14 protein-coding genes are annotated in these 16,861 nt (G+C 38.8%); 2 read left to right on the top strand and 12 right to left on the bottom strand.

Features of this window, described 5'->3' with window-relative positions; genetic code table 11:
• Positions 1–2: 2 nt before the first annotated feature.
• The 5 genes from HZR84_00070 to HZR84_00050 all read right to left on the bottom strand — a co-directional run bounded on the left by HZR84_00070 (position 3) and on the right by HZR84_00050 (position 4,526).
• The gene (locus HZR84_00070; GenBank protein ID QNL20411.1) at positions 3–482 is read right to left on the bottom strand and encodes a hypothetical protein; all 480 of its coding nucleotides are present in this window, start codon (positions 480–482) and stop codon (positions 3–5) included.
• Positions 483–493: 11 nt separating this feature from the next.
• On the bottom strand, positions 494–1,318 hold the full coding sequence (locus tag HZR84_00065) for an FAD/NAD(P)-binding protein (protein QNL20410.1): 825 nt from the start codon (positions 1,316–1,318) through the stop codon (positions 494–496).
• Positions 1,311–2,306: a 4Fe-4S dicluster domain-containing protein gene (locus HZR84_00060; GenBank protein ID QNL20409.1), complete on the bottom strand. Its 996-nt coding sequence runs from the start codon at positions 2,304–2,306 to the stop codon at positions 1,311–1,313. Before HZR84_00060 ends, HZR84_00065 begins: the two co-directional genes overlap by 8 nt.
• A 248-nt stretch (positions 2,307–2,554) precedes the next feature.
• A complete protein-coding gene (locus HZR84_00055; GenBank protein QNL20408.1) occupies positions 2,555–3,595 on the bottom strand; it encodes a DUF4421 domain-containing protein in 1,041 nt (346 codons plus the stop codon).
• Positions 3,596–3,665: 70 nt separating this feature from the next.
• Positions 3,666–4,526, bottom strand: coding sequence for a glycoside hydrolase family 16 protein (locus HZR84_00050; GenBank protein QNL20407.1), 861 nt, complete (start codon positions 4,524–4,526; stop codon positions 3,666–3,668).
• A gap of 77 nt (positions 4,527–4,603) precedes the next feature.
• Here HZR84_00050 and HZR84_00045 point away from each other — a divergent pair, with 77 nt between their 5' ends.
• Positions 4,604–4,765 (top strand): YqaE/Pmp3 family membrane protein, encoded by a 162-nt coding sequence (locus HZR84_00045; protein ID QNL20406.1) that lies wholly within the window; start codon positions 4,604–4,606, stop codon positions 4,763–4,765.
• Positions 4,766–4,830: 65 nt separating this feature from the next.
• On the opposite strand, the gene HZR84_00040 is transcribed toward HZR84_00045, so the two are convergent.
• From HZR84_00040 to HZR84_00025, 4 genes are all read right to left on the bottom strand, one after another.
• A complete protein-coding gene (locus HZR84_00040) occupies positions 4,831–7,026 on the bottom strand; it encodes a xanthine dehydrogenase family protein molybdopterin-binding subunit (protein QNL20405.1) in 2,196 nt (731 codons plus the stop codon).
• A complete protein-coding gene (locus HZR84_00035; GenBank protein QNL20404.1) occupies positions 7,019–7,504 on the bottom strand; it encodes a (2Fe-2S)-binding protein in 486 nt (161 codons plus the stop codon). Before HZR84_00035 ends, HZR84_00040 begins: the two co-directional genes overlap by 8 nt.
• A gap of 6 nt (positions 7,505–7,510) precedes the next feature.
• Positions 7,511–8,113, bottom strand: a complete 603-nt coding sequence (locus HZR84_00030) for a hypothetical protein (protein ID QNL20403.1) — start codon at positions 8,111–8,113, stop codon at positions 7,511–7,513.
• A gap of 84 nt (positions 8,114–8,197) precedes the next feature.
• Positions 8,198–8,836: an SPOR domain-containing protein gene (locus HZR84_00025; protein ID QNL20402.1), complete on the bottom strand. Its 639-nt coding sequence runs from the start codon at positions 8,834–8,836 to the stop codon at positions 8,198–8,200.
• A 93-nt stretch (positions 8,837–8,929) separates the two neighbouring features.
• Here HZR84_00025 and HZR84_00020 point away from each other — a divergent pair, with 93 nt between their 5' ends.
• Positions 8,930–9,955: a heparin lyase I family protein gene (locus HZR84_00020; GenBank protein QNL20401.1), complete on the top strand. Its 1,026-nt coding sequence runs from the start codon at positions 8,930–8,932 to the stop codon at positions 9,953–9,955.
• 31 nt (positions 9,956–9,986) lie between these two features.
• On the opposite strand, the gene HZR84_00015 is transcribed toward HZR84_00020, so the two are convergent.
• The 3 genes from HZR84_00015 to HZR84_00005 all read right to left on the bottom strand — a co-directional run.
• Entirely contained in the window at positions 9,987–12,761 is a 2,775-nt protein-coding gene (locus tag HZR84_00015; GenBank protein ID QNL20400.1) for a phosphoenolpyruvate carboxylase, read from the bottom strand.
• Positions 12,762–13,159: 398 nt separating this feature from the next.
• Complete coding sequence (locus tag HZR84_00010; protein ID QNL23141.1) at positions 13,160–15,472, bottom strand: acyl-CoA dehydrogenase family protein; 2,313 nt, start codon at positions 15,470–15,472, stop codon at positions 13,160–13,162.
• 123 nt (positions 15,473–15,595) lie between these two features.
• Positions 15,596–16,861 (bottom strand): T9SS type A sorting domain-containing protein (locus HZR84_00005; protein QNL20399.1); only part of this gene is annotated, 1,266 nt, incomplete at its 5' end.

Here is a 16,861-nt window from a genome sequence, read left to right as displayed (position 1 = left end):
ATTTATGGCAATTCATGCCATGCATAATCTTTAATCAAAACATGATCTCCTAAAGCATAAATGTGCTTTTCCCAATCTTCTTCTTCCTCTGTAAGGGTCACCATTTCATCGGGAAAATTATCGGCAAAGCGTTTCATTTCCTCTTTATTGGAAATGTCATAGATCTCATGATCAGGCTTGACCTGAAAAAGATCAAGGGGCATCGTGCCAAATGGACACATGGCAATACAGGATTTACAGCGTATGCATAGATTGAGTTTTCTGTGAATGACATGCTCTTCATCCCTTTGCAATGCATCAACAGGACAACTGTCGATGCACGGTGCATCCATGCAACGTCTGCATGTAAATCGGAATGTAGCCAGCTCACGAATAGATTTAAAACCAATTTCTCCTTTGAGTAAAGCAGGATCGGCAGCCTCGAAACTTACCCTTTCGAGATCTCTAAGCTTTAACAAATCTATAAGCAACTTTTTACTCATCTTCCTTTGCTTTAGGTCCAAATATCAGGGGTGTCTCTGATCTCATCAAAGGAAAATACGGGGCCATCTTTGCAAACGAAATAATCGCCAAGCATACAATGTCCGCATTTTCCACATCCACAGGACATGTTTTTCTCCATTGAGAGATAAATGTCCTCATCTTTAAATCCTAATTCCTTAAGCTTGAAAGTCCCAAACTTCATCATAATCGGTGGGCCGCATACAACTGCCACCGCGTTTTTGGGATTCACTTTTATATCATCAAGTAGTATTGTCACCACTCCCACTTTTTCACCCCAGTTTCCATCAGCATGATCCACACTGCGGTAGACTTCAAAATTGTCCACTTGTCTTACTTCTTCCACAAATGGTTTATAAATACATTCGCTTGGATTTTTAGCACCATAGCAAAGCGTTACTTTCTTGAATTTGTCTTTTTCGGCGATCAGATTGTACATAAGCGATCGGATCGGTGCAAAACCACAACCACCACCCAGTATAATTACTTCTTTTCCGTAGAATTTATCTAGAGGATATCCCCTTCCGTAAGGACCGCGAATACCTAAAACCTCTCCCTTTTTAATTTCATGAAGTTTATCTGTCACATAACCGGTTTTCATAACCGTTATCTCGAGCTGATCGTGATTCAATGGCGATGATGAAGGAGTAAATGGTGCTTCTCCGTAGCCATTAAGTGTAACTTCGATAAACTCCCCGGTTTTGAAAGTAAATTCTGATTCCGGTTTCATAACAAACGTTTTGATCAGTGGAGATTCATCCAAAATGTCGATGACCGGAGCTTTTAATGGACGATATATATTTTCGAAATCAGACATTTTCTGATAATTTATGAGTCTTAGCGGCCTCCATAAATAATTCATTCTTATTGATCCTTGCAATACATGTTTCTATGCACCTGCCGCAACCTGTGCAAGCAAGAGATTCGAATTTTGCCGGTTTGTAGACATATTTGCACATGTATCGATTTCGGAAACGTTTAGCCCGGCTTGCCAAGGCATCCTCACCCCCTGCGGTGCGAACGAATCCGGGATATTGGCATGCATCCATTTGTCTTACCTTTTCAAAACCAGGGCGATCGATCAGTAAGAAACAGGTACATGTAGGACAAATAGTAGCACAAGCGCCGCATGCCACACAATGCCTTGCATATTTTTCCCAAAGTGATTCGGGCGCTTCTTTAACCAAAATACTTGTCTGCTTGTAATTGGGAAGATCTTTATTTTTATAGTTTAACTCTTTTAAGACTTCATTCCTTTTGACAGAAATCTTATTTAAATGCTCGTGATTTGGTTCAACCGCTTTATTGAGAAGTTTCCTGTTTTCTTCAATAAATTTTTCTCCCTTATTCGTTTGAATTTGCAGGATGAAGTTTTCATCAACTCTTGAAAGTGTTATATCGCAATGCTTTTCAGGATAAGGATTTACGCCATAGCTGGTACAATGACAATGTTCATTGATTGAATGGCAGTCCGTACCAATAAGCAGCGTGTTTTCCCTTCGCGCTTTATAGTATTCATCGACATAGGGTGGATTGAGATAGAATTCATCCAAAATACCCAATGCATCAAGATCGCAGGAAGGAATGCCGAGGATTATTCGAAGTCTGGTTGATTTCGAAGGTGCTTTGACGACATTCTCTTTTACAGGAAGGAAAAAAAGTTTTAGTGGTGTAACAGGCTTTGGTGTGTTATAAATGATATTGCTGATACTCGCTTTGTCTTTCATTAGGGAATAATCGATCGTTTGATCAATTTTCACCGGTGCATAGATTTTGTGATGCTCGCTGAGGGTCTCCAGGAACATTTGCCATTGGGAGAACGCTATGCACAATCTTTTTTCCATCGCAAATATTTCTGCGATTATAGCATTGAACCTAAGCCAGAAAGAGCCAAATTGCAATGATTTGTATCAGGCTTGATGATGAAGATTTGTAGGATTGAAAGGGGCTTGAATGGTCGGTCAGATAAATGGATAATCTCTACTCGTATCTATGAACAAATTGTTATTTGCAATCAAACTGCATTAAATTCTCATACTGATTCTTGGCTTTGCTAATCAAAGTCAAAATCATCAATTGGTTTGAGCACTCTTTTCGTACTTCGATTTGGTAATACCCTGTACACAAAATTAATTCTGAAATTACCACTGTAAATGGTCACTCGCTCATTTCCACTTGCTTTGGCCAGACTCTGCCCATTATTGATGCCCGTAAGTCCAATGGCCCATTTCCTTGAATTATAACCTGCAAAAGCTCTTACAAAAAAATTAGGAGTGAAATTGATTCTTGCATTATTTCCCAAATCTAAAAAGGAGTTTGTGCCAAAACCCAGACTAACCGATCCGGAAAGAGATAAATAGAAATGCTTTTTAAACACCAAAGTATGTGCATAGCCAAAATTGGGGCCAAACTGAAAGGATCGAAGTAAATTAGTATTGAGATCAGACTCTGCCCTGCTAATTAAAGATGGAACAATGCTGCTATCCGCATTGATATTGACTACAAAAACTTCAAAACCTGCAAGCGGACTACCAGCCGATTTCTTTTGCCACTCATTTTGAAAAAACAGCGCCCGGTATGAAAACCGTTGATGATTAAATATGTACTGTACAGAAGCACCTACTTGAATCACATTCAAATCCGGACGGTTATAGTATTGTTTTCCCACTTTTACTGCTTTGCCTGCAGGTGATAAATAAAAGCCCGAGTAAAACTGACCGAGTACATCGATGGTAATTTTTCTAAAATACTGATGGGCCTGCAAATCAAGCCATCTTGTTCTTCCTTTATCCTGATCTCCATTCAAAAACCTAAATCCATAGGCCAGGTTGAGCGTGGCCCATTTATAGGTGGCGCCAATGCCCATATTTAGTGAGGTATTGGGAATGTAATTCAGTTCGTAATTTTCGCTTACATTGGCCAAACGCAAAGAAGTGTACTTCTGTGACAAATAATACCGCCAATTGAGATGATTGTAAAAGGAAGCAACATAGCTCGAGTCTGTTTCAGTGCTTTCCGTATCTGCCCAACTTAGAAAATGACAAAAAGTACAATAGTAAATAATCAATAAGGTGCGAATGAGTCTGTTATTCATTTCAATTTCTGGGAGCTCCCTAAAAATTAAATTATTCTACAATGATTTAAGCATTAAAAGATGAAATAGATTACTTTTTATAAACCCTGACCCAATCGATTTCCATTATAGAGCTATCAGCATAATTCGCAGAGTTGCGATCGAAAAAGAAAAATCCTCCAACAGCGGTATTTAAAACGATTTTCTGATCTGAGCCATAGAAATTCTCGATGTTATTTTTGGAATTGGCGGCATAACTGAAAAGCAGGGAACCATCAAATAAAATATCGATGGAATCCGCTTTCCAGATCATTTCATAGCTATGGAAGTCTGCCGTTAAATCAGGACCGGGAATATGCTCTACATCGTTATTGCTATTGATATTGATGTCGGTTTCTGTGCCGTAAAAAATATTGGTTTGAAACATAAAAGGCTCGCCTCCTCTCGCTTCCAAAATATCAATCTCTCCTTGAGTAGGCCATGGATCGCCGTAAGTCCAAAAGGCCGGCCACATGCCATGACCCAGAGGCAATTTGATGCTTGCAACAAAACGGTATTCTCTTTCACCTGCACTGTCGGAAGGACTAAAAAGTGTTTTGGATTCTATGCGGCCCGATACGTATTCAAATTCTTTGGAATTATTGCTCCAGGGATGTTCAAAACCCGTAATAGCTTCGCGTTTGCTTTTGATGCTCAGTTTGCCATCGGCTATGCTCAATTGTTCTTTGCGGTACAATTGTATCTCTTCGTTAAAAGCCCCGCCTTCCCAGATATTCCATTTGACAAGATTATTTTCAAATTCTTCTTCAAAAATCAACTCCCAGCTTGTTTCTGTACTGTCATTTTCTGTAATGGGTTCAACAGCAGGCACAGTTTCATCATCCGAACAGGCTAAAAACAAAAACAGAATAATTATTAAAAACGGATTTTTATGAATAAGTGCTAATCTCATGCGTTAATGAAAGGGTTTTAAAACTTATTATTTTGTTAAATTGAAGCATTCAATTTATTCATTTTAAATAATAGCTCATGAGTATTCTTAGAATTATTTTTGCCATTTTGCTACCGCCATTGGGCGTTTTTCTAACCGTTGGTATCCGAGGCGCATTTTGGCTCAATATATTGCTAACCTTGCTCGGATTCCTACCCGGCATAATACATGCTGTATGGGTTATTGCCAAACACGATTAATGCATTGTAGATAATTCCATTTCCTTGCTACTGATAATTTACGAATAGAAATGCTTGGTTCTGAATTAGCCAATGTCTGTCATATTTTTACTGTAAACCTTATCCAAAGCCTCCTGAAGGGGCATATCTTTTAATCGAATCCCTGTAAGACGTCGGATGGCATTGCCTATTGCAGCGCCGATTGGTCCGAGTGGAGGTTCGCCCACAGGCAATGGAATATCACGACCTTCAATAAGATGTACTTCTATTTCTTTTGGGGCATGTTTCATTCGCACCATTTCATAAGGCCCGTAAATGGTAGGAGTCAACTCTCCTTTCTCAAGGGTCATTTTTTCATAAACTGCTGCGCTCATACCCATGATGATGGCGCCTTCACATTGGGCACGTACCTGGTCCGGATTAATAACTTTTCCGCAATCAAAAACACAAAATACCTTATGAACTTTTATTTGTCCTTTCTCAATGCTTAATTCTACCACATGAGCTGCTATTGAATTATTATCCATTGAAGCTGCAAATCCTTTGGCCCTTCCATTTTTGACTACATCTTCATAGTTTCCTTTATCAGCGGCCATTTGGATAACCTTTTTTAACCTTAAGCTATTGCCTTCATCGCTCAGTTTATTCAATCTGAATTCAATGGGATTCTTACTTGCCTCAAGGGCCATTTCATCTATAAAACTTTCAATGGCGAAGGTATTGGCTAATAATCCCAAAGCTCGCCACCAACTTGTAGCAAATGGCAAGGTGGTATGCCACTGTACCGAGCGACAATTTTCAATCCCATCATACATGATTTTTGCTCCTCTACCCGCTCCTAGATCGGTTCCAAAAACTGTTTTTACTATTGGAGGTTGAATTGCTGAATTGATACTGACATCTCCGCTTGCATAATGATGTTCAAGACTTTCCAAATATAAATCACTACCCAATTTTCCTTTTACAATATGATGCGTCGGTGGACGGAATTGATCATTTTGGAATTCCTCCTTTCTTGTAAATACATATTTGACCGGTTTTCCCACTTCTCTGGATAATTGCACCGCCTGAATGGCGTGATTGGTATCGAGGCGTCGTCCAAATCCACCACCCAAATGTGTAGGAATCACATTGATATCCTCAAGTTCCATATCGAGTGCTTTTGCAATTTGTTTTTGCGTCACGCCGATGACCTGCGTGGAAAGAATCACTGTAACTTTACCCTCATTATAATAGGCAAGGGCTCCATTTGGTTCAATTTGCGCGTGGGCTCCTATAGGACTGGTGAATTCCATAGTCTGCACTTCATCGTCATCATCTGCAAGTTTTTTACCTTCTTTTTGTGCCATAAAGGAATCGCCCATTCCCACACTTAAGGTTTTGCGCATTTCCTCTTCGGTCCATAGTTTATCGTATAACCATTCTACTTTTATCGTGTCTTTTGCCGCGAGTGCTTCTGCAAATGATTTGGCGATTACGCCCACCCAATTATCGATTTGAACCACTTTTACTACCCCGGGCATGTCCAAGGCTATTTTTGTATCAGCACTTTTAAATTTGGCTCCAACTATTCCCGGCCGGATTACCGATGCATAAAGCATATCCGGCATTTGAGCATCCAGGCCATATATAGGAGAACCAAAAACTTTTTCCTTTAAATCTACTCTAGGCATGGGTCTGCCGATATATTTAAAATCCTTCGTTTTTGGTACAGGAACATCATCCGGTATTTTCCATTCCTTCACTCCGGCCGCCACTTCTGCATAAGTCCTTGATTGAGAACCATTTGAAACTATTCCTTCAAGTGTTTTCAAAGCGCTGATATCAACGCCCATTTTTGCTGCGGCTTCATTCTTGATCATTTCGCGCATGGTAGAGGAGAGCTCCCTGAGAGGGCCCCACAGTTGGGCTACAGATAAACTACCTCCTGTGCTCATGGCATCAATTATACCTGTATCCGTTGCTGCTGCCTTAACCTCGATCTGTGAAGGAAGTAAATCCATTTCTTCAGCTATAATTTGAGTAAATGCTGTGAATATTCCCTGTCCCATTTCAACTTTTGGAGAATGAAAAATGAGTTTATTTTCATATGTTAGTTCAAACCAAAGAGCTGCTTCAGTCCCTTTTCCGCTATAGGGTAAAATTCCTTTTTCCACTGCATTTAAAATGCCCCTTCTCAATGGATTTCTGGCAATATATGTACCTAGTGCTAGTACCCCAATACCGCCAAGACCGCTGCGAATCAGAAATTTGCGTCTGGATATTTTCTTTTGTTCAGCCATTTTTTATGGATTCTTCCGGCTTTGAATTATTTATTTCCACAGCCCTTCTTATGGCTTTGCGCATTCGATAATAGGTTCCACACCTGCAGATATTGATGATATTATTATCGATATCCTCATCGCTGGGATTTGGATTTCTATTGAGTAATGCTGCAGTTGCCATCATAAAACCGGGTTGGCAATAACCGCATTGGGGCACAATTTCTTCAATCCAGGCTTTTTGTACGGGATGAGGCCTTTCTTCATTCCCTAGACCTTCTATGGTCTTTATTTTTTTTCCTTCGGCATATTTGACCGCATAGGAACAAGATCTCACTGCTTCTTCATTGACATGTATTGTGCAAGCTCCGCATGCTGCTTTTCCACATCCAAATTTGGTACCTTTCAAATTTAGGATATCGCGAATAACCCATAGCAATGGCGTATTTTCATCTACATTGACCTCTACACTTTGTCCATTTATTTCAAATGAAATCATTTTCCATTAATTATCTGTTTTCGGAATTATAGCTCCCGCTTCTATCCATTCTTTAACCGCAGTAATGTATTTTTCTTTGGAGTGAGGCGGCTTTTCTCTGGGTTTACCATTAATATCGAGCCCCGGATCCCAGGCCCATAACACCAATTCGTGTTCAGTGAGGTGATGCAATAAATCCTCATGCGAGCGATTGCCATTTTTTTCCGGGTCCAGCATGGCTTCAGCAATCTCAATTCTAGAAAGCCCTTCCCAACGCATATTATGAGGCGCTAAAGCCCAATGTGGCGCTCCAGGCACACCGGAATAGTCGTTATTGGAAGCCTGATGACAGGTATTGCAATTGGTGGCAGCAACACTATTGGATCTGTCTATATCAAAACGATGCGGATGACTATCTTCTCCCTGTTTAGGAACATTATCCGATGGATGGCAATTAAGGCAACGCTGATGCGTCAGTACATCCATCATGGTATTAAAATGTTCATAATTTTCTGATGAGGGTTCTATTGTTTTTATAATTGATGGATCTTCGGCTTGAAACAAAGAATGCGAAAATGAGATAGAAAAGCAGGCAATCAAAATGAATGGGATAATTACTTTTCTATGCATAATCTAAAATCAATCTTCAATCTAAAATAATCAATTATTTATTAAGATTTGAATTGCTCAATTATACAAAAGATGTGTTGAATCTCAATATCTCAAAACCCAAAGACCATTTCCGTATTGGCTGTAATCTGAAAGAGCAGCTTCGGCTTCTTCCCGGGTATCAAAGTTGGCAGGAGAAACCGCAAAATAAGTGTGTTTTTCATCTCTGGTTTGAAGGATATTTACGTTTATTTTCTTTTTTGCCAGTTTTTTGGCAAAATCCATGGCCAGATCATCATCGATGCTGCTGGAAAGAATAATATAATAACGTCCAGTGGCGGTTCTCAACATGTCTATGGTACCTGGCTTTGCAGCTTCAATCGCTGCAATTTCATCTAATTTAGCATCTATAATGGAAATCTGATCCTGAGGATATTCTTGTTCGGGATACATAGTTAACGCTTCAGAATAAATGGATTTAGCGTTCTCCCAGTTTTCAGCCTGAAACTCCGAATCGGCATTTTTTATAAAATCGTCGTATTTAGCCTGTTTGGCTTCTTCTGCTTCCCTGGCTTTGCGTTCTGCTTCTTCCTTTGCCAGCTGCTCCAAACGCGCTTTTTCCTTGGCTTCCTGCTCTGGAATATACATAAACCAGTACCATGCTGCTCCGGCTCCTGCCAGTATAATGACCAGAATTACGATAATCAAAACGACCTTCCCACTTTTATTTGATTGCTTATTCATATGGCTATTACGCATTATTAGAGTTTAAAGTTAAGAAAAGGAGGATTAACCTAAATGCAATGCTTTAGAAATAATTAAATTGCAAATGCTAGAATGAATAAATACTTGCACCTATTTGTCTTGAGCCTTTTCCTGCTTATTTCCTGCAGGGATGATGCACTTAATGTAAATAATGGTTGTCCCCCGCTAAAAGTGGTCTCAGAATTTGTCAATCAGGGAGGAGATCATATTCGAATATTTGAAGATGGTAAAGCTTATTATGTCAATGAATCGGGGTGCAGTTTTGCAGCACAGTATTTCGATCCGAATTTTTACGCTGATACATATCTCAATACCGATTCAGGCATCTATCTTATTATTTCGGAAGGCGAGTATTTGTCACCCATAAGAAATCAATATCTCGATTTTGAAGGTTTTAATAATACTTTGGATATTTTTAGGATGGACATTTCTCAAGATAGCCTGTTTCTTAACAGTTTTACATTGCAAAGTCCTTCCGCCCCTACTGTTGAAGATTATGTTGCACTCCGTAAATGTATTTTTGAAGGAACTTGTGATTTCATTGACAATAAGTTTGAATTAATTCCGGATCCGGTCATCATTAATAATAATACAGTTTTAAAATTCTATGCTGTACCTCCCTCTCCGTCTATGACAACTTCTAAATCTTCAGTCAGCACTACCTTGAGCTATTTTGAAAAAGGAGATGATTTTTGGTTTGAAGCGAAATTCTATATTTCCGGAAACCTCCCTACGACCCTGGCAGATTTTGAATCTTCCTTCTTTTTTGAAAGTCCAGGCCCGAGAATAATTTTTCGAGGAGATCAATTGGCCATTGAAAATAAATTCAATGAAAAATTAACATTTGACCAGCCCGAACAAAGCGCCATTCCCTTTCCAACGAATCAATGGGTAACTGTAAAGGTTCATTTGACTTATGATGTTCAAAATGGCATTGTTCAAATGTGGCAGGACGGTGAATTGATCATCGATCAAATAGGCCCTACCATTCCTCTGGAATTGTGGATTCATGATCGTATCGAATTCGGTATTTCAGCGACATCAAATGAATGTACTTTATATATGGATGATATAAGGTTTTCGGATGAGGCCTTTTAGTATAATTTTAATTTCTGAATTTACACTTGCTTCAGCCTGTGTTCCTCATGGCTCCGGAAAGCGCATTGATGGTTAGCAGTAATTCTACCTGCAAATTATCTGCTTTCTTTTTGTCTTTCTCCTTAGCATTCCTCCATTCCTTTAATATTGAAACCTGCTTTTTATGCAATGGCTCCATTAAAGATGCTCTTAACATGTTTGAGTAATAGTGATTTACCCTTCGTTCCTGAATTGGTTTGTCAAGAAGTTCTTCCATATGCCCTCGCATTCTTTTTAATTCATCTAAAAACCGATTACCAAATTTATTTTTTAGCTTTTCATCATTGACAAGATTCAGATAGAGTCGAAATATATTTTCGTCTGTAGCGGCCAGACTAGTATCAATATTTGTAAATACATACCTCACAAACTGATCGTTTTTCAGCGCTTTTCGCATGGATTCATAGGCTTCGGGTTGTTCTTTTTCAAGATCGGATAAAGCACTTCCCAGGCCGTACCAACTGGTCATATGCACACGCGATTGACTCCAGGAAAAAACCCAGGGAATGGCGCGTAAATCATCAAGTGTATTCATGCCGGTTCTTTTTGCAGGTCGGGATCCAATTTTACTCACTTCAATTGCATCGATTGGGGTAGCCTGTCTGAAAAAATCAATAAAACCATTAAGCTTCATCATTTTTTCATAATGGGATTTGGAACGGTTTGCCAACCACTCGAGCGTTTCTGAAAGTGGATGAAAAGTGCGTTTTGTTCTATTGTCTCTCAGGCTTTTACTAAGTGTATTGGCTGTTAGCAGTTCAAGATTATAAGCGGCGTTGATGTTATTAGCATATTTCTGAGCAATGGTTTCTCCTTGTTCGGTAAGCCGTAAATCGCCATTTGGCGATCCATGGGCCATGGCTTTTATGAAATAGTGTGTAGGGCCGGCGCCTCTGCTGATTGAACCTCCTTTTCCATGAAAAAAGCGAATCCTGACATTGAGCTTTTCGCCCAATTCCGAAAGTTTGTATTGAGCCTTATAGAGATTCCACTGGCTGGCCATGATGCCACCATCTTTATTGCTATCACTATAGCCCACCATGATTTGCTGAACCGGAGATTTCCATTGGTACCTATCTTTTAAGTGGTTTAATGTTCTTTTTGTTATAGGATGAGAAATAAACTCCTTCATAATACTTTCGCCGTTTTCCAGATCTTCTATAGTTTCGAGAAGAGGAACAACCGGAATTTCAGAAACAATCTCCCCCTTCTCCGTCATAAAGGTCAAACCGGTTTCCCTGGCCAATAAATAAACCACTAATAGATCGGAGAGTGATCTTGTCATGCTTACAATAAAGGATCCGATACAATTGTAACCGTATTTTTGGGCATGTCCTGCTACAACACGATAACACGAAAGAACTGCTGTTGCTTCAGGACCCAATTGCGCATTGATCTGAGTAAAAGGTCTTGCAGACCGCAGTTCAGCATTTAAAAATTTTACTCTTTTTTCTTCAGACCATTCGGAGAAATTACATTCTTCAGCCTGAGATGCTTCTAAAAGCTGTTCTACAGCTTTATCGTGAAAGGCACTATTCTGACGTATATCCATAGCAGCCAAATGAAAACCGAAAGTTTCCACAGTACGAATTACAGTTGTAACATCATCAAGAGCGACAGATTTCGCACCATAATCGAGAAGCCCTCTTTGAAGAATTTGAAGATCTTTTTTGAGTCTTTTTGAATGAAGATAGGCTCCATTTTGTTCAGCCAGATGTGTTGCATGCCCTCTGGCGGTTTCTACAGGTAATTTATATAACATCAAATTGACAAGCTGTCGAAAAGCTTCGCCCTTATTTCTTTCAATGGCTTCCGGGCCTCTTTCCCCCAGTTCTTCTATCATTTCACGAATTCGGTTTTTCATTTCGGGGAGGGCATCTTTCAATTCAAGACTAAAGCTGATGTGACGAACCAAATTCATTAATTTCCTTCGGATAACTACAAATGCATTAAGACGAAGCTTTAATAGACTGTACTTCGTAATTTCTGCTGTAACCAACGGATGTCCGTCACGATCTCCCCCAACCCAGTCACCAAAAGTCAATTTCGGAAAAGCATGCGACCTGCAAATTTCTTCTATGCTAAATCCTGCAAATTGTGCTGCCTGCAACATTCGGCGATCGAGTACAGGTATGACATCCGGAAATACATTGACCAAATAGTGAATGATATTTCTCAATTCATCTTCGACATGTGGCTTTTCGAGATAAATTTCACCTGTTTTCCAAAGTCGATAAAGTGCCTGTTCAATATTGTGATCTATATTAATGATCTCAGCGCTGGTAAACATGCTGTTTTCCCGCTTAACCAATAATAAGTAAAGTTCTCTATAATGTTCAAGTACGGTGGCGCGTTTGGCTTCAGTTGGATGCGCTGTAAGAACAGGTTCAATTGAAATTTCAGATATTGTTTGAAGAATTTCAGCTTTATCAAATCCCTGATCAAGCATTTCTTTTATATTTCTTGCCCAGAGACCGTTAATGGAATCAAGAGCATGGTCTTCAATTTGACGCCTATTTTGTACTGCCCCATTTATTTCGACCATATTGACAAGTTGAAAAATAAGTGAATATAACTGGATCAATTGAGGAGAAATTTTTTCAAGCACAGGATCATCATTGCCTATCCAGGGAATTTGTTGCGCAATTTCTGATTCGCCATTTTTTTGCAATACTTGTTTTAATCTTTGCAGCAAATATTCCAGATCTTCATATGGTTTCCCAAGTTTTGATTTTACTTGATTAAACGTGTTTGTTAAGCTTGACATTATAATTATTTAATAATCTGAATATTAGATATTTATATCTAAATTATTAAACTAAAATAAGAGCCACAATCTACATTCTTAATATATAGGAAATGCCTTCTATAAATTTGAAAATAGCTCTGGTTTTAATTTTGACTGCAAATATTAATTTAAATGGTTTAAATTCTTAATAATCCATTTCTTCATTTACAAGAGAAATACTAAAAAGCGCAAAAGGAGAATTTACGGACAGGTGGAATTTATAGCACATTTGTTGTATAAACTGTATAAAAATATATTGGATAAAAACCATTCCTGGAAATGATTATACTAAATCAAAGGACAAAAAGCAGATAGAATATCAAATTCCCTCAATTAAGAGGCTTTTCTTTTAATTCGGAACAGATTAATCTCTAATCTTATTTGTTTAAAGCAATAGGTGCTGACAAACATTTATCGGGAATCCCAAAGGCTTCCACCAATGGAACAGCTTCCTGTCTTACTTCATAGCACAGTGAATTGACAATTTGTCGGATAGCTTTGGTTTTAGCACCATTCATATAGCCATTTTCAAGATACCAGCCTTTGTTTTTCTCAATTTGTGAAAGCGCAAATAATTGACATAGTCTGGTTAATGCACTTTGAATTTGTGCATCCTTATTTTTTTGAATCTCTTCAATAAATTGTTCAAGAATTACTCTTTCAATAAATGCATAGCCCACTTTAAGCATATGATATTGGGTTTGGTTAAAGGCATCAAATGAATCCATACCCTGATCCAAATGGTTTTTAAAGCGTCTTGCTGCCGATGTCACCACACTGCGTTCACGGTACATAAATGCGTCAAGCAGAAAGCCAAAATCTTTTAAATGTTGCGGGTCGGTATTTCGAACAACTATTGGGTTTTTCTCGCTAAGATTAGTTTTAGCCTGTACTGCGAGGTAAGAAAGCATTCCAAAAAAATTGATATCGGAAAATTCCTTTTTAAATTCGGATAATCGACTTTTAGCTACAAGTTGCATTAAAACGGTATTATCGCCTTCAAAGGTTGTATAAATGTCTGTGTCATTTTTTAAACGATCGATACGGTTTTCCGAAAGATAACCTTTACCTCCCAGCGCTTCTCTACATTCCTGGAGAGTGCTCGTGGTATTCCAGGTACACCAGGCCTTTAAACCGGCTGCCAATGCTTCAATCTCCTGCATATCTTCTTCCTTTCTAGTCAAAAAGCGAGAAGTGAGATATTGTAAAGCAAAATGACTTGCATAAGCATTGGCTAAAAGCGGCATAAGTCGTCTTTGATGAGTTTTATAATTTAGTATTGGCACTTCTTCTCCATTTTCAGGCCCAAATTGTTTTCGGGAATGGCTGTATTTGATGCAAATCGATAAACCTGATTTCGCCGCACTCAGGCCCGATCGTGGAATTCCAATTCTTCCTCCGACCAAAGTTCCCAACATGGTAAAGAAACGCCGATTATCGCTGCTTATAGGACTTTGGAATTCACCATTTTCATCCACGGAAGCATACCGATCGAGCATTTCATCTTTCCCTATTTCTACATTGTCAAACCATATTTTTCCATTATCTACCCCATTCAATCCCATTTTTCTACCACAATCCTCTATTCGTACTCCAGGCCATAATTGACCTTTCTCATTGCGAAGCGGAACCACAAAGGCATTGACACCATAATCAACCTCATCAATAATAAGTTTGGCAAAAACCGTTGCCATTCTACCATGCACCGCGGCATTACCTATGTATTCTTTGCCCGCTCCTATATGAGGTGTGTTTATGTTAAAGACTTGTTTCTTGTGGTTATAAGTAGCCGTCGTTTCGATACCTTTTACATTTGAACCATGGCCTGTTTCAGTCATAGCAAAACAACCGGGTATTTCCAGAGTCCCGATAGCTGCAAGGTATTTGTCGTGATGTTTTTTAGTTCCAAGGAAATAAACGCTCATTCCCCACAATCCAAATTGTACGCCAAATTTTATTACCGTGCTCAAATCGTGATAAGATAGCGTTTCCATGATGGCGAAGTATTTGTCCATGTCGCCCTCACCTCCGTATTCCTTTGGATAGGCCATAGAACCAAAACCCTGATCAGCCAGATGTTGGCACCACTTTAATACTTGTTCTCTGTATTCTTTGAGATTATCGGTATCCAGATAATTGAATTCCTGATCGCTTAAAATGGTTTTAACCTTGTCATTGATGTCCTTATTGCTTCCATCAAGAAGGGCTTGCATTTTCTTAACATCAAAGGTTTTGCGACCTTCTTCTTTATTGGCATCTGTTTTATGTTTGGCCGTATGAAAATGAAAAGCCGACTCATTTGAAACAATTCCCAGAGCTTGTTCAAGATCAATTAAATGTAATTTTGTCTGTTCAAGTTTATCTTCTGAAACATCATTTTGATGCGCTTTTACCATTTGAATGCCTATTTCAGCAAGTGTAATCTTTAAATCTGAATCGATGTATTTGGCCGTATTTTGAATTTCATTTTGCCATCGCTTAAGCTGATTAGGCGAAGGAGGATTTTTGGGATCGATGTGACTCATCAGAAAATCCTGTTCTTCTTTTGATAACCATTTCTGTTCATCAATGAGTTTTCTAATACTCATGATTTCACTAGGTGTTAGAACAGCATCGGCCCATACCATATAAAATACAGGTAAAAATGCATATAGGGATGGATTTTTCAGGAATTGTGGAGATTGTATCATAAACCGGGCTTTAAACTCCATTAAATATAATCAATGTCTTTATTTAGTTCACCCGTCTTTTAATATGATTTTCCAGTTTTTTTCTCTGTTTTATTTACTTACTGCTATAGAGATTACAATAAATTATTGCTGTACTAACAATCGGAAGATTACCGAATTTGTCAAAGTCTCCACTTTAACCAAATACATTCCGGCATTTAAACCTGAAATGTTAAAAATTATCTCCTCTCCATTTTTATTAGATGAAACTTCGAATTCCTTGCCTTTTAAATCTGTAATTGAAATTATAGCCTCAGAATCCTGAATTCCCAATATGGAGAAGGCATCTTTAGCCGGATTAGGTTTTATAGAAATTCCGGAAAGTGCAGTGTTGTTGTTTATGTCAACAATTCTTGAAAATTTGAACGAATCATCATTATCAACAATCTTAAGCCGGTAAAAACTTCTACCTTCATATGGGTGCTCATCTGTAAATGAATAGCTTTTAATTGGCTCTGAAGATTCCGAAACGGAAACATCAGCAATTTTATTGAAGTTTAAAGCATCTCTACTTTTTTCAATTTCAAAGACTTCAACATTCTCTTCAGATGCCGTTTTCCAGTTGAGAATTGCATTGTTGTTGTTTACGTCGAAATGAGCAGTAAAACTCAATAATTCCAAAGGAAGCGGTGTATTTAAATCTACGGAACCAATGGTAAAATAATCTCCGTCGCTTAAGTCTATCCCCGTAAATTCAAAAACTTCGGAGCCGAGGTCTGTTGCCGTACCTACAATTCCGCCTCCACCTACTGTTTCGTCGCCAAAAATCCCATTTTGGTTTTTATCGATTAATACACGTAAATCAGCAGCCGTTTTTGAATTTGGGGCTGCAGATAAATCAACACGAATATCAACGGTCCCGACATCACCGTGTTCCTGTACCTTCCAAACTCTGGCCAATCGGGCCACTATGCCTTCAGAATGTGGCAAATCTGTCACTCCGGTTGAATTCATTGCCGAATCATTATTTCCCCACATCAATGCTTCTATGCTGTTGATCGAAGATGGGTTTCGAATGGTTATATACGCATCGGCGCTTTCGTTTTTAGATTCAAGCTGAGATAAAACGGATCCACTATCAAGCATTATCCCGGTAATATCATTGTTGTATCCCACATTGGCAGAAAAATCCCAAATTACTGTACTGTCCGATGCAAAATAGTCTCGTTCATCTTCTGTGGTCCCACCGTTATCCGCACTTTGTTTGGTCAAACCGTATTTCAAAGCAAGATAACTGTGTACCCTTTCCTGTTCCATAGCAGTTGGTGCACTGGTATAAATAATAAGTTCGGCCAGTTTTCCACCAAAATTATTGCTTAACGGATTACCTCCATTATATCCGCCACCAAT

The sequence above is a fragment of the Hyphobacterium sp. CCMP332 genome (assembly GCA_014323545.1).
GTDB lineage: Bacteria > Bacteroidota > Bacteroidia > Cytophagales > CCMP332 > CCMP332.
This window is presented reverse-complemented; position numbering and strand designations above follow the sequence as displayed.